24 protein-coding genes are annotated in these 26,249 nt (G+C 45.2%); 11 read left to right on the forward strand and 13 right to left on the reverse strand.

The annotated features are described in order from the left end of the window. Window positions 1-61 precede the first annotated feature (61 nt). The 4 genes from OC443_RS03235 to OC443_RS03250 form a co-directional block, all read right to left on the reverse strand. A complete protein-coding gene (locus OC443_RS03235; RefSeq protein WP_073586519.1) occupies window positions 62-1,279 on the reverse strand; it encodes a multifunctional CCA addition/repair protein in 1,218 nt (405 codons plus the stop codon). 141 nt (window positions 1,280-1,420) lie between these two features. Beyond that, entirely contained in the window at window positions 1,421-2,029 is a 609-nt protein-coding gene (locus OC443_RS03240; protein ID WP_073586518.1) for a TIGR04211 family SH3 domain-containing protein, read from the reverse strand. A gap of 159 nt (window positions 2,030-2,188) precedes the next feature. Beyond that, a complete protein-coding gene (locus tag OC443_RS03245) occupies window positions 2,189-3,448 on the reverse strand; it encodes an inorganic phosphate transporter (RefSeq protein ID WP_073586517.1) in 1,260 nt (419 codons plus the stop codon). A 129-nt stretch (window positions 3,449-3,577) separates the two neighbouring features. Then, the gene (locus OC443_RS03250; protein ID WP_073586516.1) at window positions 3,578-4,258 is read right to left on the reverse strand and encodes a TIGR00153 family protein; all 681 of its coding nucleotides are present in this window, start codon (window positions 4,256-4,258) and stop codon (window positions 3,578-3,580) included. A 210-nt stretch (window positions 4,259-4,468) separates the two neighbouring features. Between OC443_RS03250 and OC443_RS03255 the strand changes: the two genes are divergently transcribed. The 5 genes from OC443_RS03255 (at window position 4,469) to hldE (ending at window position 12,909) form a co-directional block, all read left to right on the forward strand. Further along, window positions 4,469-5,989 carry a CYTH and CHAD domain-containing protein gene (locus OC443_RS03255; RefSeq protein WP_073586515.1) on the forward strand — a complete coding sequence of 507 codons (1,521 nt, stop codon included), beginning with the start codon at window positions 4,469-4,471 and terminating at the stop codon, window positions 5,987-5,989. 210 nt (window positions 5,990-6,199) lie between these two features. Beyond that, the gene (tnpA, locus tag OC443_RS03260; RefSeq protein WP_262021637.1) at window positions 6,200-6,658 is read left to right on the forward strand and encodes an IS200/IS605 family transposase; all 459 of its coding nucleotides are present in this window, start codon (window positions 6,200-6,202) and stop codon (window positions 6,656-6,658) included. A gap of 414 nt (window positions 6,659-7,072) precedes the next feature. After that, entirely contained in the window at window positions 7,073-8,329 is a 1,257-nt protein-coding gene (locus OC443_RS03265) for a methyl-accepting chemotaxis protein (RefSeq protein ID WP_073581764.1), read from the forward strand. Window positions 8,330-8,542: 213 nt separating this feature from the next. Further along, entirely contained in the window at window positions 8,543-11,389 is a 2,847-nt protein-coding gene (gene glnE / locus OC443_RS03270) for a bifunctional [glutamate--ammonia ligase]-adenylyl-L-tyrosine phosphorylase/[glutamate--ammonia-ligase] adenylyltransferase (RefSeq protein ID WP_073581762.1), read from the forward strand. 89 nt (window positions 11,390-11,478) lie between these two features. Continuing rightward, window positions 11,479-12,909, forward strand: a complete 1,431-nt coding sequence (gene hldE / locus OC443_RS03275) for a bifunctional D-glycero-beta-D-manno-heptose-7-phosphate kinase/D-glycero-beta-D-manno-heptose 1-phosphate adenylyltransferase HldE (protein WP_073581760.1) — start codon at window positions 11,479-11,481, stop codon at window positions 12,907-12,909. Between the two features lie 90 nt (window positions 12,910-12,999). Here hldE and tolC read toward each other — a convergent pair whose 3' ends face one another. Continuing rightward, window positions 13,000-14,313, reverse strand: a complete 1,314-nt coding sequence (gene tolC, locus OC443_RS03280) for an outer membrane channel protein TolC (RefSeq protein WP_073581758.1) — start codon at window positions 14,311-14,313, stop codon at window positions 13,000-13,002. A 232-nt stretch (window positions 14,314-14,545) separates the two neighbouring features. On the opposite strand from tolC, the gene nudF reads away from it, so the two are divergent. The 6 genes from nudF to parC all read left to right on the forward strand — a co-directional run bounded on the left by nudF (window position 14,546) and on the right by parC (window position 21,500). Next, complete coding sequence (gene nudF / locus OC443_RS03285) at window positions 14,546-15,175, forward strand: ADP-ribose diphosphatase (RefSeq protein ID WP_073581756.1); 630 nt, start codon at window positions 14,546-14,548, stop codon at window positions 15,173-15,175. Further along, entirely contained in the window at window positions 15,163-15,618 is a 456-nt protein-coding gene (locus tag OC443_RS03290; RefSeq protein ID WP_073581754.1) for a DUF1249 family protein, read from the forward strand. The genes nudF and OC443_RS03290 overlap by 13 nt, the downstream gene beginning before the upstream one ends. A 26-nt stretch (window positions 15,619-15,644) precedes the next feature. Beyond that, window positions 15,645-16,466 (forward strand): 3',5'-cyclic-AMP phosphodiesterase, encoded by an 822-nt coding sequence (gene cpdA / locus OC443_RS03295; RefSeq protein ID WP_073581753.1) that lies wholly within the window; start codon window positions 15,645-15,647, stop codon window positions 16,464-16,466. A gap of 5 nt (window positions 16,467-16,471) precedes the next feature. Beyond that, on the forward strand, window positions 16,472-17,059 hold the full coding sequence (yqiA, locus tag OC443_RS03300; RefSeq protein WP_073581751.1) for an esterase YqiA: 588 nt from the start codon (window positions 16,472-16,474) through the stop codon (window positions 17,057-17,059). A gap of 290 nt (window positions 17,060-17,349) precedes the next feature. Next, the gene (gene parE, locus OC443_RS03305; RefSeq protein ID WP_073581749.1) at window positions 17,350-19,230 is read left to right on the forward strand and encodes a DNA topoisomerase IV subunit B; all 1,881 of its coding nucleotides are present in this window, start codon (window positions 17,350-17,352) and stop codon (window positions 19,228-19,230) included. 5 nt (window positions 19,231-19,235) lie between these two features. Then, entirely contained in the window at window positions 19,236-21,500 is a 2,265-nt protein-coding gene (gene parC, locus OC443_RS03310) for a DNA topoisomerase IV subunit A (protein WP_073581747.1), read from the forward strand. Window positions 21,501-21,589: 89 nt separating this feature from the next. On the opposite strand, the gene OC443_RS03315 is transcribed toward parC, so the two are convergent. The 8 genes from OC443_RS03315 to zapD all read right to left on the reverse strand — a co-directional run bounded on the left by OC443_RS03315 (window position 21,590) and on the right by zapD (window position 26,238). Continuing rightward, on the reverse strand, window positions 21,590-22,066 hold the full coding sequence (locus tag OC443_RS03315; protein ID WP_073581745.1) for a DoxX family protein: 477 nt from the start codon (window positions 22,064-22,066) through the stop codon (window positions 21,590-21,592). Next, window positions 22,060-22,827, reverse strand: a complete 768-nt coding sequence (locus OC443_RS03320; protein ID WP_073581743.1) for an HvfC/BufC N-terminal domain-containing protein — start codon at window positions 22,825-22,827, stop codon at window positions 22,060-22,062. Before OC443_RS03320 ends, OC443_RS03315 begins: the two co-directional genes overlap by 7 nt. Continuing rightward, window positions 22,811-23,719: an MNIO family bufferin maturase gene (gene bufB, locus OC443_RS03325; protein ID WP_073581741.1), complete on the reverse strand. Its 909-nt coding sequence runs from the start codon at window positions 23,717-23,719 to the stop codon at window positions 22,811-22,813. Before bufB ends, OC443_RS03320 begins: the two co-directional genes overlap by 17 nt. 9 nt (window positions 23,720-23,728) lie before the next feature. Beyond that, window positions 23,729-24,004, reverse strand: a complete 276-nt coding sequence (locus OC443_RS03330; protein WP_073581739.1) for a BufA1 family periplasmic bufferin-type metallophore — start codon at window positions 24,002-24,004, stop codon at window positions 23,729-23,731. A gap of 85 nt (window positions 24,005-24,089) precedes the next feature. Next, window positions 24,090-24,281, reverse strand: coding sequence for a zf-HC2 domain-containing protein (locus OC443_RS03335; RefSeq protein ID WP_083601573.1), 192 nt, complete (start codon window positions 24,279-24,281; stop codon window positions 24,090-24,092). After that, on the reverse strand, window positions 24,278-24,925 hold the full coding sequence (locus OC443_RS03340) for an RNA polymerase factor sigma-70 (RefSeq protein WP_073581737.1): 648 nt from the start codon (window positions 24,923-24,925) through the stop codon (window positions 24,278-24,280). Before OC443_RS03340 ends, OC443_RS03335 begins: the two co-directional genes overlap by 4 nt. A gap of 351 nt (window positions 24,926-25,276) precedes the next feature. Continuing rightward, window positions 25,277-25,480 (reverse strand): DNA gyrase inhibitor YacG, encoded by a 204-nt coding sequence (gene yacG / locus OC443_RS03345; protein ID WP_073581735.1) that lies wholly within the window; start codon window positions 25,478-25,480, stop codon window positions 25,277-25,279. Window positions 25,481-25,497: 17 nt separating this feature from the next. After that, window positions 25,498-26,238 carry a cell division protein ZapD gene (gene zapD, locus OC443_RS03350; RefSeq protein ID WP_073581733.1) on the reverse strand — a complete coding sequence of 247 codons (741 nt, stop codon included), beginning with the start codon at window positions 26,236-26,238 and terminating at the stop codon, window positions 25,498-25,500. Between the last annotated feature and the right edge of the window lie 11 nt (window positions 26,239-26,249).

The following is a 26,249-nucleotide window of genomic DNA, read 5'->3' on the forward strand; positions in this document are numbered from 1 at the left end:
TCTGACTGATCTGATTTGAAAAGCGCCTCAGATGAGGCGCTTTTTTTATAGGAAAAATTGTTTACGAAATGACTTTCCTGATTGCATCAGTTCTGCGCCGGTTAAGTTCTTCCCGTATTTCCTGTCCCTGAAAACCTGCCTGAACAATATCCTGAATATTGATACTTAAAGCTGCCTGATAAGTTTTTTCTGCCACTTGTCTTTGCGGATAACTCTGACCTTCAAACAGACTTCTTCCCTGATAATCAGCCTGACAGCATAGCAGAACGTCTTGAAGCTGTTGTGGTTTTCTCCAGACATCGATTTGATTAAATACATGCAAAATAGCTTCAGCACTGAGCTCTGCAATATGATGAATGCTGGAGTGATGTTCACAGACTAACAGGGCTAAATCCCGGTATTCAGAAGGCACTCTGATGCGCTGACAAAGTGATTGAATTAATTTCAGGCCGGTCAGGTGATGCTTTTTATGGCTTGGCCATTCATCTTCAGGTGTTGTTCCTTTCCCTAAATCATGAACAATGGCTGCAAATCTGACGGGCAGAGAGTCAGATAGTTCTGTGACTTTTTGAGCCACCATCAGGGTGTGAATCCCCGTATCAATTTCCGGATGCCATTTCTCCGGCTGAGGGACACCAAAAAGCTGATCGATTTCAGGAAAAATCACTGCAAGTGCACCACATTCTCTGAGTACTGAAAGGAAGACCGCTGGATTCTTCGTGGATAATGCTTTGTTGAATTCCTGCCATACACGTTCCGGGGTCAGGTGAGATAGTTCGCCTGACTGAACCATCTGCTGCATCAGTGCCATGGTTTCGGGGGCGATTGTAAAACTGAGGCTGGCCAGTTTAGCGGCAAACCTTGCGACCCTCAGGACTCTGACCGGATCTTCAGTAAACGCTTCAGAGACATGACGGAGCAGACGTGATTCTATATCTTGTCTCCCGTTATATGGATCGATGAGTGTTTGCTGCTTTGTTTTAGCGATGGCATTGATGGTTAAATCACGACGACGCAAGTCTTCTTCAATACTGACATCGGGTGCAAAAAAACAGTCAAACCCTTTATATCCTGCACCTGATTTTCTCTCTGTCCTTGCCAGTGCATATTCTTCTTTTGTCTGAGGATGTAAGAAGACCGGAAAATCTTTTCCGACAGCAATAAACCCCTGCTCCAGCATTTTTTCCGGCGTACTTCCGGTGACAACCCAGTCCCGGTCATGGACCTGAATACCAAGTAAACTGTCCCTGACAGCTCCGCCAACAAGATAAACCTTCACAGTAACCTCAAAAAATAATTTAGTGGTTTTAGATAAGAGTAAGTGGAGTTTTGTATTACTCCAGGATAAGAGAGCTGATATACGTAAAAAGCCACCATTGTTAAAATGTGGCCTTTTACGTATGAAAAAAATGATCTGAGTTTATACCCAGTCTGAGCGGGACTTTTTGCGTTTAGGAACGATATGAGGAAGCAGCATACCAAACAAAATGCCGGCAAAAGCAACACTACCGCCATACATGAAATACTTCATGAGTAAATCTTCTTCCTGAGTGTCCAGTTTTGCTCTGAGCTGACGGATTTCACTTTGAGAAGCTGTCAGCTTTTGGCTGATTTCACTGTAGTTTGTCTCTAGTTCAGAAATTTGCTTGTTCCGGACATTCAGAGAGTCGGCCAGACCGGCTTTTTCCTGATTGCTTTTTTTCTCAGCATCAGCCAGAAGTTGCTTCACGTTTGCCAGCTCTTCCTCAAGACGAGGTAAGCGTGACGCCATACTTTCAGTTGATGTGATGAATTTATTCTGCACCCAGCCTTTACGCCCACGGGTGTCGACAACTTCACTATAACCAGTCTCTTTATTGGACTTGATGAGTTTAATTTTTTCACCAGCATCCACACTGCCAATAATTCTGTATTGGTTGCTTGGACCAGAATGCATATAAGTGAATAGTTTGTCTGCGATGTAATAGTCCCGGGCAAATGAAGGCATCGTCAGGAGAGAAAGCAGCAACATGATGATCAGTTTTTTCACGGTAAACCCTTTAGCGATATATATTGGAAAGCGGAAAAGATTTTTATGAATAGTAAAAATTTTCTTGGTACGGTGCAACAACGAAGGGAGGCTTTACCTCCCTTTATGCAAATTTGAGTTAATAATCACATGTCTCTGACAAATCATTGACAGTGTCAATCAGATAAATAGCTTCTCCAGCATATAATAAAATATAACAGCTAATAAAGCGCCCGCAGGTAAAGTGACCACCCAGGATGCAACAATGTTGCGTACAACCCCAAGATTCAATGCGGCAATGCCTCTGGCAAAACCAACGCCTAAAACAGCACCGACTAAGGTTTGTGTTGTTGAAATGGGTAATCCGGTACCTGATGCCAGAACAACGGTACATGCTGTGGCAAGTTGCGCAGCAAACCCGCGGCTTGGTGTTAATTCCGTGATGCCTGTACCAACGGTCTTCATTACTTTATGACCTAAAGTTGCCAGGCCAACAACAATACCGAAACCACCAAGCGGTAAAATCCACCACTGAATGTCACTTTTCGCCGTGATTTCTCCCATGTGCTGTACTGTGGATACAACCGCAGACAGAGGGCCAATCGCGTTAGCAACATCATTTGAACCATGCGCAAAAGCCATCGCACAGGCAGTAATCACCATCAGTACGCTGAAAATGCTTTCTACGCTGGTAAAACTACGGTCGTCTTCTTTGTTTGAAAATTTCTTAAAGATATAAATATATCCGCCAACCATAATGATAGCAGACACAACGATGGCCCAAAGCCAGGCTTCCGGAGCCGTTAAATGCAGACCAACGTGCTTTAATCCTTTTTTGATAGTGACTAAAGCAATAACCATGGTTGTGATAAACATATAAACCGGCACAAAGCGCTTGGCATTCATCAGCGGATTTTCTGTATCAAATATCAGACGCTGGGCACTGACAAAAATGATATAGGCGAAAAATCCGGATATGACAGGTGTAATGATCCAACTACCAACAATGCCCTGAACAGAAGCCCAGTCAACTGCGTCTGTACCAATCGTGACACACGCAAAGCCAATAATTGCACCAATGATTGAGTGAGTTGTAGAAACCGGCCATCCCATATATGAAGCCAGTAATAACCATGTTCCGGCAGCTAACAGAGATGACATCATGCCAAATACCAGTATATCGGGCTGGCTGATAAACAAATCAGTCTCGATAACACCTTTACGAATTGTATCCGTGACTTCTCCGCCGGCAAGGTAAGCACCGGCGAATTCGAAAATCATCGCAATCAAGATAGCTTGTTTTACGGTTAATGCTTTAGAGCCGACAGAGGTGCCCATTGCATTTGCAACATCATTTGCACCAATACCTATGGCCATAAGAAATCCGAAGACTGCTGCAACAAGGACCAGAATAGTGCCGTAATTTGCAAGGATATCCATTGTAATACCTAGTTATTTTAACAAGCGGAGCACACAATCCGGCAGCGTATCTCAGTGATTAACTGAGACACTCTACGCGCACGATTTGTTTTGTCAGATTCATGCTCTTTGTTATGGTTAATTGGTTGGTCAGGAACGGGAAAGCATCAGCTCTAAACGAGCACCGACCCGCTGAGCTTGATCGGCAATACCACCCATCCACTCAAGGATTTTATATAAGAACATGACATCTATCGGGTTATATTTTGACTCAATAGACATAAGTTGTTGGCGTAACTGAATTTGCATGGCATCAGTATCATCTTCAATGACATCAAGCTGATTGATCATTTCTGCAACCAGAGTCACTTCCCGTCCTTTAAATCCGGTTTCGAGGAGTTCATCCAGTTCGCTGATCACTTTTTGAGCCTGATTTGCAGCATCAAGGCATCGCTTAACATAATCGATAAAACTGCTTTGAAGAGGTTCCGGGATCACCAGCTGACGACCATAAACCCGACCCGTAATGTCCTTTGCCAGGTTTGCAAGTTTATCCTGTTGGGTCAGCAGTTCCAGCATGTCGGTACGATCGACCGGCAGGAAAAGCCCGCGGGGAAGTTTCAGACGAATTTCCCGTTTCAGGACGTCCGCTTCTTTCTCCAGGTGAGATATTTGTGCGCGAATTTCTGAAGCTTTCTCCCAATCATTCTGAAAGGTCACTTCAAAAAAGTTTACCAGGTGAGAACAACACTCACTGACACACACAACATGTCTTTGCAAAGGCTTTATTGGGGACTTTGCAAATAACCCCATAATTGTATTCATTGGCATGTTAACGTCATCCAGACTTATAACCTTCAAGAAATATTCAACAAACGTTAATAATGGTGAAATGTTGAACATTGGCTATAGAGGCGCGCATGTTAACTCATTACTTCGTGCTTTAAAACTGTTTTAGATCACGAATGATGTGATATTTCCTTCTTGCCCATGTGCTCAATTGGCAATATCCTGTGGCTATCTGCCACGAAAGGTATTGTTATGGAAACCGAGATAGAACTGAAGTTTTTTGTTTCTCCTGAATATTCAGAGATTTTAAAACGTAAAATTTCTGAAGCGAAAGTACTTCAGCACAGTTGTCGCGAACTGCAAAATACTTATTTTGATACGCACGATTATTGGTTACGTCAACACGATACAGGACTTCGGATACGACGATTTGATGATGTGTATGTCCAGACGGTAAAAACGTCGGGGCGCGTTGTCGCCGGACTCCATCAGCGACCGGAATACAACGCAGAGCATGACAGCAATACTCCTCTATTATCACTTCATCCCGATGACATCTGGCCAGAAGGCCGGACAGCAGAACAAATCCAGTCTGAATTAAAGCCCTTGTTTTCGACCGACTTCACCCGGGAGCAATGGTTATTAGGTATGTCTGAAGGCAGTCAGATTGAGGTCGCTTTCGATCAGGGAAAAGTGATTGCGGGCGATAAAGATGAACCTATCTGTGAAGTTGAACTTGAGTTGAAATCCGGCCAGACCGGTGCGCTTTTTTCTTTGGCACGGACAATTACAGAAGATGGCGGCGCCAGATTAGGAACGCTCAGTAAAGCTGCCCGGGGTTATCGTTTGGTATATGGGCACAAAGCGGATGAGGTGAAGTCCATTTCTCTGGTTGATACTCATTATTCTGACAGCGTTGAATCCTGTTTTATTCAGTCTCTGGAATATGCACTGTCTCACTGGACTTATCATGAACAGGTTTATGCAGAACAGCATTCTATTGTAGCGTTACATGAAATTAACCATGCGATTTGTTTAATCAGGCAAGTGCTTGCTGTGTATTCTGATGTTGTACCAAAACGGGCGACCGCGGTTATCCGGCAGGAACTCAAATGGCTTGAGCAGGAACTGGACTGGCTTAAGCTTTCTGATTATCTGGACAATCTGTTGGAAGATAAAGGTCATGCATTACGTAAACTTGATGCAAGGAAGTTTTTAGTTGCTGAACTGAAGCTATTGCATCAGAAACTACCTTCTGTAGACGACATGTTGAAATTGTTCCATTCAGCCCGGTATACAGCTTTAATTTTGGATCTGAACCGCTGGATTCTCAGCCGGGGCTGGCAGCCATTTCTGGATGAAAAATCTTCGGACGTACTGGCGGGAGCTATCAAACCATTTTCTGCAGAAAAGCTTGAGCAAACATGGCAAGAGCTGAAGGTGGTCTTTCCGGCAGATAAAGCGCTTTCCTGCGAAGATTATCAGGCCCAGCAGTATTGTCTGATGCGCAATCTGTACACCGGGATTAGTTTTGCCAGCCTCTATGATGAAGAAGAAAGGCAATCTTTCAGGCTCCCCTGGGCTGATTTGCTGCAGGGAATTGATGATTTACTGATGCTGAAGCCACTTGAAGAACTCGTGGATAAACTTGAAGGTGAGTCAAAAGAACAGTTGCAACGGTGGTTATCCCGTCAGCAGTCTTCCATTTTGCATGCGATGGAGCAAACCCGTTCTATTGGTATGGAAGCTTCCCCATACTGGCGGAGTCATTAAGTCTGGCTGAACCGGGTCGATGACTTTTATCCCATTAAAAGAGATGAGTTCTTCATCTCTTTTTTATTGTGGATAGAAAACCCCCAGCTAGGCTGGGGGTTCCGTAAAGCTTACAGCTATAAGTCAGTTATAAAACCCCTTTCAATTTGTTAGAAATATCTTGTGGTCTGGCAACTACAAGAGTTAAACAAAAATTGAAAGGGGGTCCCAATGGGGGACGAAAAAAGCTTAGCGCACACTCGATGGAATTGTAAATATCACATAGTATTCGCCCCGAAATATAGAAGGCAGGTGTTCTATGGTGAAAAACGCAGAGCAGTTGGTGAAATACTGCGAAAATTATGTGAATGGAAAAATGTGAACATTGTTGAGGCAGAATGCTGTGTAGATCATGTCCACATGCTTTTGGAAATACCACCAAAGATGAGCGTTTCAGGATTTATGGGGTATCTAAAAGGAAAAAGTAGCTTGATGTTATATGAGCAATTTGGAGATTTGAAGTTCAAATATCGTAATCGTGAATTTTGGTGTCGAGGTTATTATGTGGATACGGTAGGTAAAAATACCGGCAAGATCCAAAATTACATCCAACACCAGTTAGAACAGGATAAATTGGGAGAGCAGCTGTCGATCCCATATTCAGGTAGCCCGTTTACGGGCCGTAAGTAATAGTAATATGCAAATGTCAGATCACTATGCGCCTGCTAGGGCGCTGCTGGTAGGAGAGCCTTATAGGCGCATATGAAAAACCTCCGGCTATGCCGGAGGATTCTTTTTTTTGCGCTTTTTGTCAGTTTCATCACTGTTTTGCCCTGTTAATTTTTTAAGGCGTGAAATAAATTACAAAATATGCAATTTAAAACGCTAAAATAGATATAACATCTTTGTAAAATTTGTAAGATGCTGATCACAAACAAGTATAGAAACTGATAGTTCTTGATGGCCTTCATGCCGTTTTTCAGGCAAGTCTGTTATGCTGTGTCTGGGTATAAATGAGAACTTAATTCAAAAAAATAAATAAAAAAATACTCTATTTATAGAGTAATACGGGTAATCAAAAATCGGGATAAATGGAGAACTAAAATGACAATAATGGCTTTCAGGCCCTGGGAAAAGATCGTTACCGACGTCCGGCTGGTTCCAAAAATGATCATGCTGATGGTTTTCAGCACATTGTTGATCATTGCAAAGCAATTATGGGATGCAAGCTCGTTTTATCAGGCGCTTCTTGAAGTTACACAAGATACTCATCTTGCTGAGCAGCACTATGAGGCATATCTGGTTCAGGTTGTTTGGCAAACTATCATTTTAATTATTATCTTTATTGCGCTGTTACTTTTTACGGCCAATATCATGTTGAGACAAACCAAATACATCAGTGCTTCGATTCAGACAATGGCAAGCGGTAATTTATCTGAACCGGTCAACTTAGACTGTAAAGATGAATATGGTGATATTGCCAGAGAACTGGAAAAAACCCGCAGTCAGCTACAGGATGTGATTAAGTTACAGGTTTCCAGCTCTCAGGAATTGGCAGGCTTAACGGAAGTGATGACAATCAGTATGTCAGAGACAAAGGACTCGGCTCAGGAGGAGTTCAATGAAATTGATCAACTTGCGACGGCCATGAGTGAGATGACATCCACGGTTCATACGGTTGCTGAACATGCTCAAAGTGCTTCTGCATTAACTGAAGATGCTTCCTCTGGTGCAAAAACCGGTCAGGAATTTGTAAAAGCAACGGTTTCAAAAATGCGGGATTTATCCACGGATATTGCTGAATCCGCTGAAGCAGTTAATCAGGTTGAAGAAAGAGTCAATGCAATCAGCAGCGTGATTGGTACCATTCAGGGCATCTCTGAGCAGACGAATTTGCTGGCACTCAACGCGGCTATTGAAGCGGCAAGAGCCGGAGAAGCCGGGCGTGGTTTTGCGGTTGTTGCCGATGAAGTCCGCAATCTTGCACAGAACACACAACATGCGACTGTTGAAATTCAGAATATGATTGAACAGCTTCAGCAAAGTGCAAATTCGGCTGTGGGTTTAATGGAAAAGAGTGTGGTTGAAGCTGCTGATGGTGTTGAACTGGTGACGAATGCCGGAAGTGAACTGGATGGCATTGTGGCTCAAATTCAGCAAATTAATGATATGAATTTCCAGATTGCTTCAGCAGCAGGCCAGCAAAGTAGTGTTGCCGAAGAGATGAGTCAGAATCTGACGAATGTCCGGGAGCTGGTTGAGGCGTCTGTGACTGTTGTGGGAGAGTTACTGGAAACCTCTGAAATTATGCAGGGGAATGCTGAAGAACTGGATGGAAAGATTTCTTCGTTTAAAGTGTGAATGATCATCTTCTTATTCATGACTAAAACGCCCATAAATTATGGGCGTTTATTGTTTTATATCTCCCAAACAGTTAACCCTGCATCTTCAGGTTGTTTGGGTATATTATTAAGACGATTATTTAACACGACAATCAGGTTGCTTATTACATGGATAATACCTGGATTGCCGCAGCGATAAGATTTTGGTCATCAGGACAAACAGAGGCCGTATATGCAGTTACCATCTCAACTGAAAGAATTATCGGATAAGAATTATCTGCGACTGACAGAAAAGCACCCTGAAATCATGGCCTGGCCGGAAGATTTACTCGGGCAGCTAAGATATGTGTTGGGACTGAGTGATTTTATTTTTGATGCATTGATTCGGGATGAACGGCTTTGCCGGGAATTTCCTTCAATCATGAACGAGCCTTCACGTCTTTATAAATACCGGGAGCGGCTCCAGTCAGAGCTGTCTTCTGTCTCTGAGGAAAAGGCAGGTTATCAGTTACTGCGCCACTACCGTCGTCAGGAGATGGTTTATATCGCCTGGCGTGATTTTCTCGCAAACTGGTCGCTTCAGGAAAGTCTTGCCCACCTTTCAGCTTTAGCTGAAGCGATGATTTTTGAAGTGTATGACTGGCAATATCAGTTATGTTGTCAGTTGTGGGGAACGCCTTGCGATTCGGAAGGTAAGGCGCAGCCTATGTTGATCATTGGAATGGGGAAACTGGGCGGTGCTGAGCTGAATTTTTCTTCTGACATTGATTTGATCTTTACGTATCCGGAAAACGGGGAAACTCAGGGTGTGAGGAAATCCCTGTCAAATGCACAGTTTTTTACCCGCTTAGGCCAACGGATTATCAAAAGTCTGGATCAACATACGGCAGATGGTTTTTGTTATCGGGTAGATATGCGGCTCCGGCCATTTGGTGACAGCGGTCCGCTGGTAATGAGTTTTTCTGCTTTAGAGGATTATTACCAGGATCAGGGAAGAGAGTGGGAACGCTATGCCATGGTTAAAGCCCGGGTGATGGGACGGGAAATGTATGCCTGTTACCGACAGCTTCGTCAGATGCTGCGGCCATTTGTATTTCGTCGTTATATTGATTTCAGTGCGATACAGGCGTTGCGCCGGATGAAGGCTATGATTCAGAGTGAAGTCCGCCGGCGTGGGTTAACCAACAATATCAAGCTTGGTGCCGGAGGTATTCGTGAGATTGAATTTATCATCCAGTCATTTCAGCTGATTCGCGGTGGTCGTGAACCGGCGCTTCGTCGCAGAGGCTTGTCCGAAACTTTGGATGCGATAGAGTCTCTTGGTTTACTGGGTGCTGATGAGATCGATCATTTACGTAACGCGTATCGCTTTCTCCGGCGTATGGAGAATCTGCTTCAGGCAATTGCCGATAAGCAGACTCAGACACTGCCGGATGAGCCGGTCTGTCAAATGCGCCTGGCGACTGCATTGAACCTTGATTCCTGGGAAAGCCTGCTTAAGCTGACAGAGCAACACATGGGCCGTGTCAATCAGGTGTTTATTCATTTAATCGGGGAAGAAGACCATGCTTCAGACTGCCCGGTTCCGGGTGTTTATTGCGAACTTTGGAATATGGCAGAACACCCTGACGTTGTCAGTGAAATTGTCGCTCAGGAATTTGGTCATTCAGAACCGGACGAAATTAAAGAGATTATCTGCGGGTTCAGATCTGATCTGGCGAGAAAAACACTGGGGCCGAGAGGGCGGGAAGTTCTGAATCATCTGATGCCGAAAGTATTTCAGGCCATTTTTACACATCCGGACTCACAGTTTGGCCTGCCTCGTGTTTTATCTTTTCTACAAAAAATCGTCACCCGGACAACTTATCTGGAGCTCCTTGATGAGTATCCGGGGGCTTTAAAGCAGTTAGTGAAATTATGTACTGCCAGCCCGATGATTTCAGAGCAGCTTGGTCGTTACCCGGTTCTGTTAGATGAATTGCTTGATCCTCAGCATTTGTACAATCCTGTTTCTCTGGAGAATTACAAACCTGAATTACGTGATTTTCTGACCCGTATTCCTGAAGATGATATGGAGCAGCAAATGGAAGGGCTGCGGCAGTTTAAGCAAATCTGTTTACTTCGGATTGCAGCTGCTGATATTGCTGGTGCTCTTCCGGTGATGAAAGTAAGCGATCACTTAACATATCTGGCTGAGGCGATTGTTGAGGCTGTTGTTCAGCAGGCCTGGAAACAGCTGGCAGAGAAATATGGCGAGCCGACACACCTGAGCCAGCGGGACGGTACCGGATTTGCTGTGATTGGTTATGGCAAAGTTGGCGGATGGGAGTTGGGATACAACTCTGATCTTGACCTGGTCTTTATGCATGATTGCCCTTCGGATGTTTATACTGATGGGCGGAAAGAAATTGATGGCCGTCAGTTTTATTTGCGTCTGGCGCAAAGAATTATCCATATTTTTTCTGTCCGGACTGCTTCCGGGATTTTGTATGAAGTGGATACCCGGCTCAGGCCATCCGGGGCTTCCGGGTTGTTGGTAACGACGGTCGAAGCATTTAATGAGTATCAGAATCAGGAAGCATGGACCTGGGAACATCAGGCTTTAGTCCGTACCCGAATCATTTACGGCGATTTAACATTGAAAACAGCTTTCTCAGCTGTGCGTCATCAGGTGTTGAGTAAAGTCAGGGATGAATCCGGACTGAAAAAAGAAGTCGTCGGGATGAGAGATAAAATGCGGGAGCATTTATCGGCCAAAAAAGCCGGGCGCTTTATGATTAAGCAAGATCCTGGCGGCATTACAGATATTGAGTTTCTGGCTCAGTATCTGGTGCTGCGCTACAGCGCTGAACATCCGTCACTGACGGAATGGTCTGATAATGTGCGTATTTTCGGCTCCCTGATGCAATCGAATCTTTTAGAACAGGATCAGGCCCGGATTTTAACGCATGCTTATACCACTTTGCGGGATCAGATTCACCGGCGTAACCTGTTGAACCTGGATGCGGATGTGAAAGACGATAAACTGGTTTCAGAAAGAGAATCCGTCATTCACGCCTGGAAGCAATGGTTTGAATAATAAAGAGTTTCAATGATAATACTGACACAGTTTAGCCGGAAATCCGGCTGTGGTAGACTGTGCCACACAGATGAAAATGGAGAGAATTGATGAAGCCCATTCTACCTGATTACAGCCAGGCCGGAGTATTAATCGTTGGTGACGTCATGTTGGATCGCTATTGGTATGGGCCAACAGGGCGGATCTCGCCAGAAGCACCGGTTCCGGTTGTTAAAGTAGAGAATAATGAAGAACGTCCCGGAGGCGCAGCAAATGTTGCGATGAATATCGCTTCTCTGGGCGGGCATGCGAATATCATCGGATTAACAGGTGATGATGAACCAGCGTCTGTGTTAAGTGAAAAGCTGACATCACTTAATGTAACCTGTGATTTTGTTGCGCTGAATGATTATCCGACCATCACTAAGTTACGGGTTTTAAGCCGGGGGCAGCAACTCATTCGTCTGGATTTTGAAGATAAGTTTCAGAACACAGATCCGGAACTGATTCTTTCCCGGATGGAGAAAAAACTGACGGATGTAAAATCGGTTGTTTTATCAGATTACGCAAAAGGTGCATTAGAACATGTGCAGCTGTTCATTCGGAAAGCCCGTCAGGCAGGTGTGCCGGTATTTATTGATCCAAAAGGAGCTGACTTTGAACGCTACCGGGGCGCGACACTCTTAACGCCAAATATGGCAGAGTTTGAACTGGTTGTCGGTAAGGTAAGCTCTGAAGAAGCGCTGGTAGAAAAAGGTCTTGAACTCATCAAAACATATGATTTTGAAGCGCTGCTGGTGACCCGCAGCGAGCATGGTATGACTCTGCTGAGACGCGATGAACCGCCTTTCCATTTACCGACTCAGGCGAAGGAAGTGTACGATGTCACCGGTGCCGGTGATACGGTTATTTCTGTACTTGCAGCATCGGTTGCTGCCGGAAAGCCGTTGGATCAAGCCTGTGCGCTGGCCAATGCTGCTGCTGGTGTTGTTGTCGGTAAACTGGGGACTTCAACGGTCTCAACCATTGAACTGGCGGAAGCTGTGCATGGTAGTCAGGACACTGATTTTGGTGTGATCAATGAGAAAACACTGATTGATGTGGTGAAGAAAGCGCAGGCCAGTGGCGAGAAAGTTGTGATGACCAATGGTTGTTTTGACATTCTTCATGCCGGCCACGTGTCTTATCTGAATCATGCAGCCAGTCTGGGAGACCGGTTAATTGTTGCGGTGAATACCGATGAATCGGTGAAGCAATTGAAAGGGCCGGGGCGTCCTGTGAATCCGACTGATCGTCGTATGGCCGTGCTTGCAGGGCTGGGCGCTGTAGACTGGGTGGTGCCGTTTAGTGAAGAGACGCCGCAGCGATTAATTGCTTCTGTACTACCTGATTTGCTGGTGAAGGGAGGCGATTATCGTCCGGAAGAAATTGCAGGCGGAGAAGAAGTGATTGCAGCCGGAGGAGCAGTCCGGGTCCTGAACTTTGAAGATGGGTGTTCAACCACTGAAATTATCAATGCCATTAAAGGGGATGCCGGTTAACGTTTGATGTTGACCGGAGTAAACAGTGTAAAACAGAAAAAGCCAGTCGTCTGACTGGCTTTTTAGTCTGTATTAATTCCGAAGCGTTGTTTATTTCTTTTTCAGGCCGGCATTAATATCAATAATATCCTGTTCATCCAGTGTTCCGACAGATTGTCTGAGTTGCAATACACTGAGAATATAGTCGTAACGTGCATCAGAAAGGTTTTTCTTCGCATTGTAGAGACGACGGGTTGAATCCAGAACATCAACGATTGTACGGGTACCAACTTCAAAACCGGCCTCAGTTGCCTGCAAGGCAGATTTTGCGGATATCAGCGCCTGATTATAAGCACGGATTGCACCAATCGAGGCATTGATATTGTTATAATTTGCCCGGACATGTTTTACAACACTCCGGTAAGTGGCTTCCAGCTGCTCACTGGCCTGAATTAAGCCATATTCAGCCTGTTTTGTCAGTGAAGTGATTTTTCCGCCTGTGTATAAAGGTACTGACAACTGTAATCCAAGGCTCAGATTATTCGCAGGATCATAAACATCGTAGTAGGTATTTTTATCGTTGTATTCTTTGAGCAGATTGTAGTTCGCGTTTAATGACAGTGTCGGCAAATTGCCTGAGTCTGCCAGTTTGATTTTATCCCGGGCAATATCCTGGCTGATACGTGCGGTCAGCAAAGACAGATTTTTCGTTTGGGCATCTTTCAACAGTTTTTCAACAGTGTCTGAGATTTTTCTGGCAGAGAAACGTTTCGTATCAAGGGAGCTTAATGCGTTATGTTCTTCACCGGTAATTTCGCGTATCGCTTCATAGCTATTGTTCAGACTGTTTTCAGCCAGAACTTCATCGGCTAATACACTGTCAAATTGTGCCTGAGCATCATGGACATCTGTGATGGCTGATAAACCCACTTCAAAGCGCTGTTTGGTTTGTTCCAGCTGTCTTGAAACGGCTGCTTTCTCTGCCCGGACAAATGCCAGATTATCTTTGGCTCTTAAAACTTCAAAATATGCATTGGAAACCCGTAAAATCAGGTTTTGTTGTATGGAAGCATACTGAGAATCAACTTGTCTGGCACTTTTCTCAGCAGTATCCAGATTGATCCAGCTTGAACGGTTATAGAGTGTCTGGGACAGGGTGACATCACCGGTAAACCGGGAACTGTCACCGGAGGTGATATCGCTGTTGGTGATGTTGTAACCGGCAGACAGATTAATTTGAGGGAGCAGGTCTCCACGGGTCGACTGAATAGCCTCGTAGGCAGCATCTCTTTCTGCAGCGGCGCGAAGCACTTGCGTGTCATTGTGTTTCGCTAATTCATATATATCAGCAAGAGTATCTGCCCAAACAGAGGTCACTATACTACTCAGGGCAATACCAATGCATAGATGGAGCCGTTTCTTCATTATTTATTCCTATTTTTGCAATAGCATCTGAGGTTGCGAACGACAGTTTAACTTAAATTTAGAAAAATTAGTTCGTTAGTTTGCTATTTTTCCAGTTAATTATCCAGCTGTATAGTAAATGATTTATTTTATCTTAAAAAAAATTATAAAATTTATACAAAAAGTTGAGCTGTATCCTTGGTTTGGTGTGGTATATGGTTAAACTAGTGCACTTCGTCGGAGAAAATGGTTTATGCAATCACCTAAAAATGTACCCGGGCAGTTTTCTGCAAAAGATTTGGATGTGGTCAAAAAAGAGACACTCTTTCACGGCTTTTTCAAAATGGTGAAGTATTATTTCAAATATAGAAAGTTTGAGGGCGGATGGAGCCGGGTTGTAGAAAGAGAAATGTTTCAAAGGAAAAGAGCGGCAGCCGTTCTTCCTTATGATCCTCAGACTGATCAGGTTGTATTGATTGAGCAAATCAGGGTTGGGGCATTGGAACATGAGCATCCCTGGCAGTTGGAAATTGTTGCCGGGATCGTGGAAGAGAATGAATCTCCTGAAGCTCTGGTGAGACGTGAGGCCGTTGAAGAAGCCGGGATGGACGTTCAGCGGATTGAGAAAATCACCTCATATTTTCCTTCATCCGGCGGATGCAATGAAATACTGGATGTATTTATTGGGGAAGTGGATGCATCCCTTGCTAAGGGGGTCCACGGACTTGATAACGAAGATGAAGATATTCAGGTCCATGTGGTGAGCCGGGAAGAAGCTTATCACTGGGTCAAAAACGGCAAAATTGAAAATGGGGCTTCTATTATTGCCCTGCAATGGCTGGAATTAAACCGGAGAGAGATAAGGGAGCAATGGCAGAAATAGTCACACAGAAAGCTTATCATGTTGATTTGCCAGAGTTGATGCGGGTCTATGAAACGAATTATGCAAAGCTGAATGCTTTGTTACCGTCAGAGCCGGAGGTTGATGATATTCGTTGTTATCAGGCTCAATGTGTTAAATATCAGCTTGAAGTGACGGAAGTCACAAAATTCACGACACTGGTTAAAATTTGTCAAAGTGATGAAGTGACAGTATTTCCATTGCCAACAATGTCTGTCAGGCTATACCACGATGCCCGTGTTGCAGAAGTTTGCCAAACTGAGCAAATGTATCAGTTTAAGTCGCGTTATGATTACCCGAATGAAAAAATGGCTCAGAAAGATGAAAAAGCCCAGATAAATCGTTTTTTAGGAGACTGGCTGACTTTTTGCCTTAAATTTGGTATTAGCCGGGCGCCCATTTCTCTGGGTAACAGCTCGTCTTAAATGAAGATAGAAACAGGTGCGTAGATTTGGATATATCGCTTTATTCTGAACCAGGTGAAACTGTTAAGCTCATTCAGATTACCGACACTCATCTCTTTTCTTCAGATGAAGGGTGTTTACTGAGTGTGAATACGGCGGATAGTTTTAAAACTGTTGTCGAAGAAATTACCCGAAGAAATGTTGAGTTTCAGGCAATTCTCGCAACCGGCGATATTTCTCAGGATCATACTGATGCCTCTTATCAACGCTTTGCAGATGGTATTCAGGGATTAAAAAAACCGTGCCTGTGGCTTCCGGGTAATCACGATGAAAAGTCTCTGATGAGCCATGTTTTACCCAGTCCGCAAATCTTTCAGCCTCAACATGTTTGTATTGGAGCACACTGGCAAATTGTGCTGCTTGATTCTCAGGTCACGGGTGTGCCTCACGGACGCATTTCTGATGAGCAGCTGGCTTATCTGGATGATGTATTATCCGGCACAGCTGACAAACATACCTTAGTACTGCTGCATCATCATCCTTTACTCGTCGGAAGTGCATGGCTGGATCAGCACTCTTTGAAAGATCGTGATCAATTATGGCAGGTTATTCATCGTTACGCTCATGTGAGAGCGATTTTGTGTGGTCATGTGCATCAGGTGATGGAGCGGGATTATTACGGTGTGAAAGTGATGTCAACGCCATCAACCTGTGTTCAGTTTAAACCTGGCTCTGATGAGTTTTCTCTGGATCCTTTGTCTCCCGGCTGGCGTGAACTTGAACTTCATCCTGACGGCCGGTTAACAACCCGTGTCAGTCGCCTGGAAAATGGCTTGTTTCTGCCTGACTTCAGTGCCAACGGTTATTAAGAACAATGAATCACAAACCTTCCCTGTTGTTGTATATTCATGGATTCAACAGCTCTCCCAAATCTCAGAAAGCGACAATACTGACGCAGTATTGCCGGATTCATCATCCTGATATTAAAGTTGTTACGCCACGGTTGCCTGTTTTTCCTGTTGAAGCTGTCAAGTACCTTTCTTCATTGATAGAGCAATATCAGCATGACTATCAAATTGGTCTGGTTGGCAGCTCTTTAGGCGGATACATGTCTCTCTGGCTCAATGCTCTGTTTCATCTGAAAACCGTGCTGGTTAATCCTGCTGTTCGCCCTTATGAACTGTTGACGGATTATCTTGGAGAACAGGAAAATCCATATACCCACGAACGTTATTTTCTGGCCGCTCATCATATGGATGAGCTACGATCACTGGATGTCACAGAAATCCGGTCTCCGGAACAGTTGTTATTACTTCAGCAAACCGGCGATGAAGTATTGGATTACCGTCAGGCGGTTGAAAAGCTGTGCGATTCCAAACAGATCGTGGAAGAGGGTGGTGATCACAGCTTTATTGGCTTTGAACGCCACTGTGAGACTATTTTGCAGTTTCTGGCGCTGTAGCTTTTTTATTCTCTTTTCGGATAATAGCTACCCGGATAAATTATGATTTCTGAAGCAGTGAGTGCATTTCAGTTTTCATTCACCATCGTGATAAACATGAGGGAAATGTCATAAATTGTTACAGGAGTTAACCTCACTCCTTGACAGATGGTATTCTCTTCCAGACTATGCTGATATTTTTCTCCGGTGGTTTTGCTGATCCGGAAAAAAAGATTCATTGGGATATTTCATCCAAAAAGGTATATCCTGACTGCAAATTTTTAAATCATTGAGTATAAGCATTCCGAAATATGACTGAACAATATAATGCTGGAGCCATTGAAGTTCTTAATGGTTTAGAGCCAGTACGTCGTCGGCCGGGCATGTATACGGATACGGTACGACCAAATCACTTAGGGCAGGAAGTCATCGATAACAGTGTCGATGAAGCGTTAGGCGGATTTGCAACGAAAGTCCAGGTCATTCTTCATCCGGACCAGTCTCTGGAAGTGATAGATGACGGACGCGGCATGCCTGTTGATATTCACCCGGAAGAGAAAGTCTCCGGGGTTGAATTGATCCTGTGTAAATTACATGCCGGAGGCAAGTTCTCGAATAAGAACTACCAGTTTTCCGGTGGACTACATGGTGTTGGTATTTCGGTTGTGAACGCCCTGTCCAAACGTGTGGAAGTCAGCGTTAAGCGGGATGGCCAGGTTTACGAAATCGCGTTTGAACATGGTGATAAAGTCTCTGATCTGACAGTCACCGGCACATGTGGCCGCCGTGCACGGGGAACCCGGGTACATTTCTGGCCGGAAGCGAAATATTTTGATTCAGCGAATTTTTCTGTCACGCGGCTGGTGAATAACCTGCGGGCAAAAGCAGTCTTGTGTCCGGGGCTTGAGATTACTTTTGAAGACAAGGTTAATCAGGAAAGTTACCGCTGGTTCTATGAAGATGGTTTAAAAGATTACCTCGCCGATGGTGTGAAAGGCTATCCGTTATTGCCTGAAGCACCTTTCACCGGTGAGTTTTCCGGAGATACAGAGACTGCGACCTGGGCCGTGATCTGGCAGCCGGAAGGCGGTGAATTGATCACAGAAAGCTATGTTAACCTGATTCCGACACCATCCGGCGGAACACACGTGAACGGTTTGCGTCAGGGGTTACTTGATGCGATGCGCGAGTTTTGTGAATACCGGAATCTGTTGCCTCGTGGCGTTAAACTGACGGGAGACGACATTTTCGAGCGTTGTTCCTATGTACTTTCTGTGAAGATGCAGGATCCTCAGTTTGCCGGACAGACCAAAGAAAGGCTGTCATCGCGGCAATCAGCAGCATTTGTTTCCGGTGTGGTCAAAGATGCATTCAGCCTGTGGCTGAACGAGAAACCTCAGGTGGCCGAGTTACTTGCAGAGTCCTGTATTGCTAACGCACACCGAAGAATGCGGGCCAGTAAAAAAGTGGTGCGTAAGAAAGTCGCTTCCGGGCCGGCTTTGCCCGGAAAGCTGACCGATTGTTCGGTGCAGGATCTGAGCCGGACTGAACTGTTTCTTGTGGAGGGTGACTCTGCCGGCGGTAGTGCTAAACAGGCTCGTGATCGTGAGTTCCAGGCTGTGATGCCGCTCCGGGGTAAAATTCTGAATACCTGGGAAGTCTCTGCGGATCAAGTGCTTGGATCGCAGGAAGTTCATGATATTTCAGTTGCACTGGGGATTGACCCGGATAGTGATGATCTTGAAAAGCTACGCTACGGGAAAGTCTGTATCCTCGCCGATGCGGACTCTGATGGGCTGCACATCGCGACCCTGTTATGTGCTTTGTTCACCCGCCACTTCAGTGCGCTGGTGCGGGAAGGTCATGTGTATGTTGCTATGCCGCCGTTATACCGGATTGACTGCGGAAAAGAAGTTTTCTATGCACTGGATGATCAGGAAAAAGACGGCGTTCTGGAACGTTTGAGCAAGAAAAAAGCGAAAACAAATGTTCAGCGCTTTAAAGGTTTGGGTGAAATGAATCCGCTTCAGCTGCGTGAAACAACGATGGATCCGAATACCCGTCGCTTGGTTCAGCTGACGATTGATGATTCAGAGGCAACCAACGAAATGATGGATATGCTGCTGGGTAAAAAGCGGGCTGATGATCGCCGCTCATGGCTACAAAACAACGGCGACCTGGCTGAGGTATAAAAATTATGGCGACAGATATCAGTTATGACGGCGTAGAACAGCTGCCGTTACGTAAGTTTACCGAAGATGCTTATCTTAATTATTCCATGTACGTCATCATGGACCGGGCATTGCCATACATCGGCGATGGGCTAAAACCGGTTCAGCGGCGGATCATTTATGCAATGTCGGAGCTGGGATTATCCGCTTCGTCAAAATACAAGAAGTCAGCCCGTACTGTCGGTGATGTTTTAGGTAAATATCACCCTCACGGTGATTCAGCCTGTTATGAAGCCATGGTACTCATGGCCCAGCCTTTCTCTTATCGTTATCCGCTGGTTGATGGACAGGGAAACTGGGGGGCGCCGGATGATCCGAAATCATTCGCGGCCATGCGTTATACGGAAGCTAAATTATCAAAGTTTGCAGAATTGCTTTTAGGTGAACTGGGGCAGGGAACGGTTGAATGGCAGCCAAACTTTGACGGCACCATGCGTGAACCTCAAATGTTGCCGGCCCGTTTACCTCATATTCTGTTAAATGGTGTGACCGGGATTGCCGTCGGAATGGCGACAGATATTCCGCCGCATAATGTCAGGGAAATTGCTGACGCAACCATTCACCTGATTGATCAGCCAAAGGCAGAGTTACCCGACTTAATGCAGTTTGTTCAGGGGCCGGATTATCCGACTGAAGCTGAGATTATCACGCCCCGGAATGATATTGAGAAGATTTACCGCACCGGACGGGGCAGCATCAAAATGCGGGCGGTCTGGCATAAAGAAGGCGGTGAAATTGTGATTACATCGCTGCCACATCAGGTTTCCGGCGCTAAGTTGCTGGAGCAGATTGCGAATCTGATGCGGGCGAAGAAATTGCCGATGGTTGAAGATCTGCGGGATGAATCGGATCACGAAAACCCGACCAGAATTGTGATCGTACCGGCGAAGAAACGTGAGAACAGCGATGTACTGATGGATCACTTGTTTGTCTCGACGGACCTTGAGAAAAGTTTCCGCGTCAATCTCAACATGATTGGTCTGGATAAACGTCCGCAGGTCAAAGGGCTGGTGCAGATTCTTTCAGAATGGATCGAATACCGGCGTACGACAGTCAGACGCCGGTTGCAACATCGTCTGGATAATGTCCTGAAGCGGCTGCATATTCTCGAAGGTTTACTGGTTGCCTATCTGAATCTTGATGAGGTGATTGAAATCATCCGCACTGAGGATGAGCCGAAAGCAGTTCTGATGTCCCGTTTCGGAATTACCGAAATTCAGGCTGATGCGATTCTGGATACCCGTTTACGTCATCTGGCAAAACTGGAAGAGATGAAGATTCGTGGTGAACAGGATGAACTGGAAAAAGAACGTCAGAAACTGGAGCAGTTACTGGGTTCTGAAAGACGCCTGAATACCCTGCTGAAGAAAGAAATCAAAGCGGATGCAGAAAAATATGGCGATGATCGTCGTTCTCCGCTGATTGAGCGCTCTGAAGCCAAAGCGCTGACAGAGAGGGATTTAGTACCAAGTGAACCAGTCACGGTTATTTTGTCGGATAAAGGCTGGATACGGCATGCCAAGGGGCATGACGTTGATTGTCAGGGGCTGAACTATAAATCCGGTGACAGCTATCTGGCCCATGCCTGTGGTAAAAGTAATCAACAGGCGGTCTTCTTTGGCAGTGACGGGCGTTCGTATTCACTCGAAGCTCATACCTTGCCTTCTGCACGCTCTCAGGGGGAACCGATTACCGGGCGACTGAATATTGCTCAGGGGACGACGATTCGTCAGGTCATTATGGGAGAAGAAGATCAGCTCTGGCTTGTCGGCTCTGATGCCGGATATGGCTTTGTGTGTAAAGGAAGTGACTTACTGTCGAAAAACCGAAGTGGTAAGGCGCTGGTCAGTTTACCTGCGAATGCTGAAGTCATGACGCCGCATACGGTCGTATCTCTTGACAGTGATGAAATCGTTGCGGTTACCAATCAGGGACGCATGCTGATTTTCCCAATTAAAGATCTGCCTCAACTGAGTAAAGGGAAAGGGAATAAAATTATCAATATTCCCGCAGCAAAAGCCAAAGAACGCGAAGAGTTCGTCTCTCACCTGATTGCTTTGCCTCAGGGTGCTTCAATGACCATGTATGCAGGGAAACGAAAACTGGGCCTGAAACCGGAAGATCTGGATAACTTCCGTGGAGAACGTGGCCGCCGTGGTGCGCTGTTGCCAAGAGGCTTACAGCGGGTGAGCCGGATTGATGTCGAGCCGGTAAAAACTGACGCTGAATAAGCCGGATAAAAAGATAATAAAATGCCGTGCTTCGTGATACGTCGCACGGCTTTCTTATCTGAGTTCAACAGTCCCGGGCATTGAAGAGGTCAGGTAATTCTGCGGGAAGGGAACCAGTAATCCACGGCAAATTGCCCGCCACCGCGAATCATCAGAAATAAGCTGATAGCCAGCCAGGTTGCATGGGTCGGATAAGCATCGGGATAGACAAAGATCTGAATGACCAGCGTCATTACAAATATGCCGAAAGCGGCCAGCTGAGTCATGAACCCTGCCAGTAACAAGACCGGGAGCAGATGTTCTGCGATAGTTGCCATCTGTGCTGCCAGCGTATAGTCGATGAGTGGCAGGTTATATTCATGTTCAAATAAAAATAATGTGCTGTCTTTCAATACCGGCCAGCCTAATTGTATATCCCCTTCCTTCATCAGATTCAGGGAAAAACCTTCGACCTTTGTTTGTCCTGAAAGCCAGAAGACGGCAGCAAGCGCAAAGCGCCCGGTTAACAGAGCAACAGACTCAATCCATTGCGAACTTAGTAGCGTTCTGAATGGGTTTATCAGCATGATTTATCTCCCTGAACCTTGTGGATTTCTTTAATAACAGGCTTTTGGACGATGTTAGCGAACATATCAGATAAACCTTCTTCGTCAAGGTGAGCACATGCCTGAGCAAAGGAGTGCCCAAGCAGAAACTGAGAAAGCATGTGCCACTCTTCAGAGGAAATCAGGTAGAAATGACCATATAAATTTTTCTTGGTCAGTAATAAGAATTCGGGTTTTTGCCAGTCAATATTTTCTAAATTTTTCTGTGAACCGGCCTGATGCGCCAGATAAATTGAACCGACCGCATAGGTGGTTTTCCACAAAAGAATATTTTTGGTCAGTTGCCATTGGGTGAGTGTCGGATCATCAAATCCCATGATTTTTTGCTGAATTTCCCCGGGTGACAGGGTTTTATCTTCTGCGGCATGGGTTAACTGAAGCAGCTGATATTCCAGCCGGGCAAGTTCGTTCAGGTAGGGTATGCCCGCCAGTTCAGGAAATTGGGTCACAAAATTTGCGAATTCGCCGCCATATTCACTCAGCACAGGGCTGGATGGCGGTGTATGCTGGATGTATTGATAGGCCAGCGCATCAAAACACTGAGAGCCGACGAGCATTTTGCACACCGGAAAAACTTCGCCCAGGGCTTCAATCAGAGAACTGAACACATTATTCCGATAGATCGATAAACGGATCTTCTTCTCGCTGGAGGAGTCGGCTTTCATATAGGTCAGTATCTTATCCTGCTCAAAAAGAATCGACTGGCTAAAGTGATGTTGCATGGCGTCCTCCCTGTGGCTGCCGGATTGGTATATTCCTGCGAATTCCATCGGCCTGGATTGCCTGACGCTGCAGTGTTTCGAACTCGGGTAACTGCCCGTCCCACTCGATGAGTGTGGGTTTATCTCCGGATAATTCCAGCATGTACTGATACAGTTGCCAGACATCTTCAGAGACTTCACGATCGTGGGCATCGATCTTCAGCGGAACCTCTTCATTCTGATCCAGTGCATAACCGGCCAGATGGATTTGAGCAACGTCCTGAAGCGGAAAGCGACGAATATATTCATAAGGATCCTGTCTGTGGTTAAAGCAGGAAACTTCGACATTATTCACATCCAGAAGCAGTTGGCAGCCGGTTCGCCGGGCAATCTGGCTGATAAATGTGGTTTCATCCAGCGTACTCTCAGCAAACCGGAAATAGGTCGAAGGATTTTCGATTAATATCTGACGCTGAAGCCGTTCCTGAACCTGATCAATATGATTGCAAACCTGTTGCAGTGTTTTCTGTGTATATGGCACCGGAAGTAAGTCATTGAAAAAATGACTAAAGTGACTTGACCAGGCCAGATGTTCTGAAAACACAATCGGGTCAATCCATTCCACCAGCTTTGCAACCCGCTCTAAATGTTCCGGATTCAGCGGTGCTTCTCCGCCGATTGATAACCCGACACCATGAACTGTCACCGGGTAATGCTCACGGATTTTTTCAAGATAATGGATTGCCGGACCGCCGGAAGATAAATAATTCTCTGCATGAATTTCAAAAAAACCAACCTGAGGCAGGTTTTCCAGAATGGTCTGAAAATAACGGGGTTTCAGACTCACCCCGGATAAAGCCGGAAAAGACGGAGGCGTTGTGCCTCCGGAACTCAATAACAAGGGTTGATTCATACAAAAACCTTAGAATGCTTTGAGCTGACCATGACCGGTTGGTGAAGTCGGAGATTTCATCTCCATACAGGTACCTTTAGGAACCAGTTTCCAGGCATTGCCCTGATAATCTGTTTTTGACGTTCCGGCACAAGATGTTCCCGGGCCTGCTGCGCAGTCATTTTGTCCTGCCAGTGCTACGCCATAACATTTTTCTTTCCCACCGGCATGAGCAGGTAAAGTTGCAGCTGAAAGAGAGACCGCCGTCGTTAAAGCAAGTGCCAGAGATGCTGTTGATTTATTCATGGTGTATTCCTCACTAGATTGTTTGTTTATTCCCTTATTTGACGGGAGACTCTATGAAAGTATTACACCTGAAATGCAACTTTTTTTATTTTTCTGGATTATTATTTTCTCCATTTACATAACCCTTTGAAATGTCTCTGAGATCTTTCATTTGGATACCAAAGCGACGACAACCCACACACATTGCAGTGTGAACCCGAAGTGCAATGATCTCTTTTGCGGACAATGGGCGCTCCATCTGTTCAGAAAGGAGCCGGGTTGCTTGTTTACAGTTCATGATGATTTCTCCTGCAGATACCAGTTGTTTTCCAGACACTCTCTGAGTCTCAGTCGTGCCCGGTACAAAGTGACATTCAGATGGTTAACCGAAATTGTTTCATTGTGGCAAATCTCTGTTGACTCAAGTTCAAGGAATTCACGCATCATAAACAGGCGGCCGTAACGTTCAGGGAGTGCGTTCAGACAGGTTTCAAATACCCGCCAGAAATGTTCGCTTTCAATACCGGAATCCGGCTGCTGCCATTTCACCGGCCGTTCATGTTTATGCCAGTGTCCGTTTTTATTAAACAGCTGTTCCATCAGCCCTTCTTCATTGCCACAATAGCCGTCAGAACAATGTCCTGATTCAAGCTGGCTGGCTGCTGTTGTGCGTTTTTCTTTTCTCAGCAAGTCAATTAACTTGTTTTTCAGAATGGCAAAAATCCATGTTTTTAACGCAGCCTGGCGCTCAAATTTATCGATATTTTGGTAGGCTGAGATGATGGCTTCCTGAACGGCATCTTCGGCCAGGTGTTCATCCTGTATCTGTAAAATGGCAAATTTCACCATTTGTTTTCTCAGGGATTCGATGAAATCCGCGTCATGGAAAATAGCTTTCCCTGATATTTCTGATGGTTGAATATTAGAATTTAGTTGTGTCATTACTCATCTCTTGAGGTATTCCCTGTATTTGATAAGTGTATACGCAAGTTACCGGAATACATGAAGTTCACATAAATTTTAACAATTGATATATCTTATGAATACAGTGCAAAAGCGATTCATTTCAATATGAATGAAGCTTTATATCCAGGCAACCTGAAGATGAATGGTTCAGCCTGCAGCTGAAAAGTACAGTTCAAGGAAAGAGAATGCTGGAATGAACCCACCTTTCAAATTCTCCTGGCACTGAAATCTTCATCTTCAGGTTGTCTGTGTATAAGTCTTAAGACGAACAGGGAGGCGGAAATATTACACCTGAAAGAGAAATTTCAGGTGCAGAGCAGAAAGGATTTATACAGAGGTATGATCTTCGGACCAGCCATCAGCATCTGACATATCCGGCGCGCCGGGAATAGCCTTTTCTTCATTGGCCCATGTACCGAAATCAATCATCTGGCACTTCTTGCTACAAAAAGGGCGAAAGGGACTTTGTTCACTCCATTCCACAGCTTTATTACAGTGAGGACATTTAACAGTGGTGACTTTTTTACTCATAAATTTATCTTGATCCGTTAACTACAAATTGCCAGTTCAAAATGAACATCCCGTGAACAGGCCTGACTTGATTCGAATTCAATAAATTTTATCGCAAAACGGTTTTTATGTCCCGATATCATTGGATAAACGCCATATTCAAGGGGAATGTTTAACCGGAGAATATTCGCTTCTTCGGCATCGCTCTGATAGAAGCCTTCATGTGCTGTATGCGCTTTGAAGTGCCCGGTTTCTCTGGCCAGTTTCAGCCAGATATGTAAAGCAGCTGCAAGCGGATGTAATGACTGAATCCAGGATTTTGCATCTCTTTGTTTGTCTTCAACCGGCAAGCGGAGCCAGTAATGTAATGCTGGCAGGTCAAAGCAGCATGAACCGCCGGGCAAATTGAATCGCTGGCGGATTGTTGTCAGGAACCGTTCATCTTTTAATTCGATGCCGAACCTGTCTGAATTAATCAGACTGGTATGTATATCATCGATTTCTGTCAGCAAGGTTTGCAGAACATGCTGGTCGACGCCATCTACATCCATCCAGTTACGATAAATATTTTTCTGTTTTTCGAGGTCTTTTGCTAATTCATTGCGTAACTGGATTTGTTCGAAAATATCCAGCAGATCAAAAAGTGCGCGGAAAAATAACTGATGTTGGTATTGATTACTAAATTGGGACGCCGCATGGAGCTGTGCAAGCAAAGCCTCAACTCTCAGATAAATACGAGTTTTCTCGTTTAAAGGGTGTTCAAAGTAATGCGTGGTCATTTAGCTAGCCT

Source organism: Vibrio quintilis, assembly GCF_024529975.1.
Lineage (GTDB): Bacteria > Pseudomonadota > Gammaproteobacteria > Enterobacterales > Vibrionaceae > Vibrio > Vibrio quintilis.

Bases quoted from the DNA above. Each gene is read 5' to 3' on its own strand.
- OC443_RS03245 (WP_073586517.1), bottom strand. From the start codon at position 3,448: ATGGATATCCTTGCAAATTACGGCACTATTCTGGTCCTTGTTGCAGCA.
- OC443_RS03250 (WP_073586516.1), bottom strand. From the start codon at position 4,258: ATGCCAATGAATACAATTATGGGGTTATTTGCAAAGTCCCCAATAAAG.
- OC443_RS03255 (WP_073586515.1), top strand. From the start codon at position 4,469: ATGGAAACCGAGATAGAACTGAAGTTTTTTGTTTCTCCTGAATATTCA.
- tnpA (WP_262021637.1), top strand. From the start codon at position 6,200: ATGGGGGACGAAAAAAGCTTAGCGCACACTCGATGGAATTGTAAATAT.
- OC443_RS03265 (WP_073581764.1), top strand. From the start codon at position 7,073: ATGACAATAATGGCTTTCAGGCCCTGGGAAAAGATCGTTACCGACGTC.
- glnE (WP_073581762.1), top strand. From the start codon at position 8,543: ATGCAGTTACCATCTCAACTGAAAGAATTATCGGATAAGAATTATCTG.
- hldE (WP_073581760.1), top strand. From the start codon at position 11,479: ATGAAGCCCATTCTACCTGATTACAGCCAGGCCGGAGTATTAATCGTT.
- tolC (WP_073581758.1), bottom strand. From the start codon at position 14,313: ATGAAGAAACGGCTCCATCTATGCATTGGTATTGCCCTGAGTAGTATA.
- nudF (WP_073581756.1), top strand. From the start codon at position 14,546: ATGCAATCACCTAAAAATGTACCCGGGCAGTTTTCTGCAAAAGATTTG.
- OC443_RS03290 (WP_073581754.1), top strand. From the start codon at position 15,163: ATGGCAGAAATAGTCACACAGAAAGCTTATCATGTTGATTTGCCAGAG.
- yqiA (WP_073581751.1), top strand. From the start codon at position 16,472: ATGAATCACAAACCTTCCCTGTTGTTGTATATTCATGGATTCAACAGC.
- parE (WP_073581749.1), top strand. From the start codon at position 17,350: ATGACTGAACAATATAATGCTGGAGCCATTGAAGTTCTTAATGGTTTA.
- parC (WP_073581747.1), top strand. From the start codon at position 19,236: ATGGCGACAGATATCAGTTATGACGGCGTAGAACAGCTGCCGTTACGT.
- OC443_RS03315 (WP_073581745.1), bottom strand. From the start codon at position 22,066: ATGCTGATAAACCCATTCAGAACGCTACTAAGTTCGCAATGGATTGAG.
- OC443_RS03320 (WP_073581743.1), bottom strand. From the start codon at position 22,827: ATGCAACATCACTTTAGCCAGTCGATTCTTTTTGAGCAGGATAAGATA.
- bufB (WP_073581741.1), bottom strand. From the start codon at position 23,719: ATGAATCAACCCTTGTTATTGAGTTCCGGAGGCACAACGCCTCCGTCT.
- OC443_RS03330 (WP_073581739.1), bottom strand. From the start codon at position 24,004: ATGAATAAATCAACAGCATCTCTGGCACTTGCTTTAACGACGGCGGTC.
- OC443_RS03335 (WP_083601573.1), bottom strand. From the start codon at position 24,281: ATGAACTGTAAACAAGCAACCCGGCTCCTTTCTGAACAGATGGAGCGC.
- OC443_RS03340 (WP_073581737.1), bottom strand. From the start codon at position 24,925: ATGACACAACTAAATTCTAATATTCAACCATCAGAAATATCAGGGAAA.
- yacG (WP_073581735.1), bottom strand. From the start codon at position 25,480: ATGAGTAAAAAAGTCACCACTGTTAAATGTCCTCACTGTAATAAAGCT.
- zapD (WP_073581733.1), bottom strand. From the start codon at position 26,238: ATGACCACGCATTACTTTGAACACCCTTTAAACGAGAAAACTCGTATT.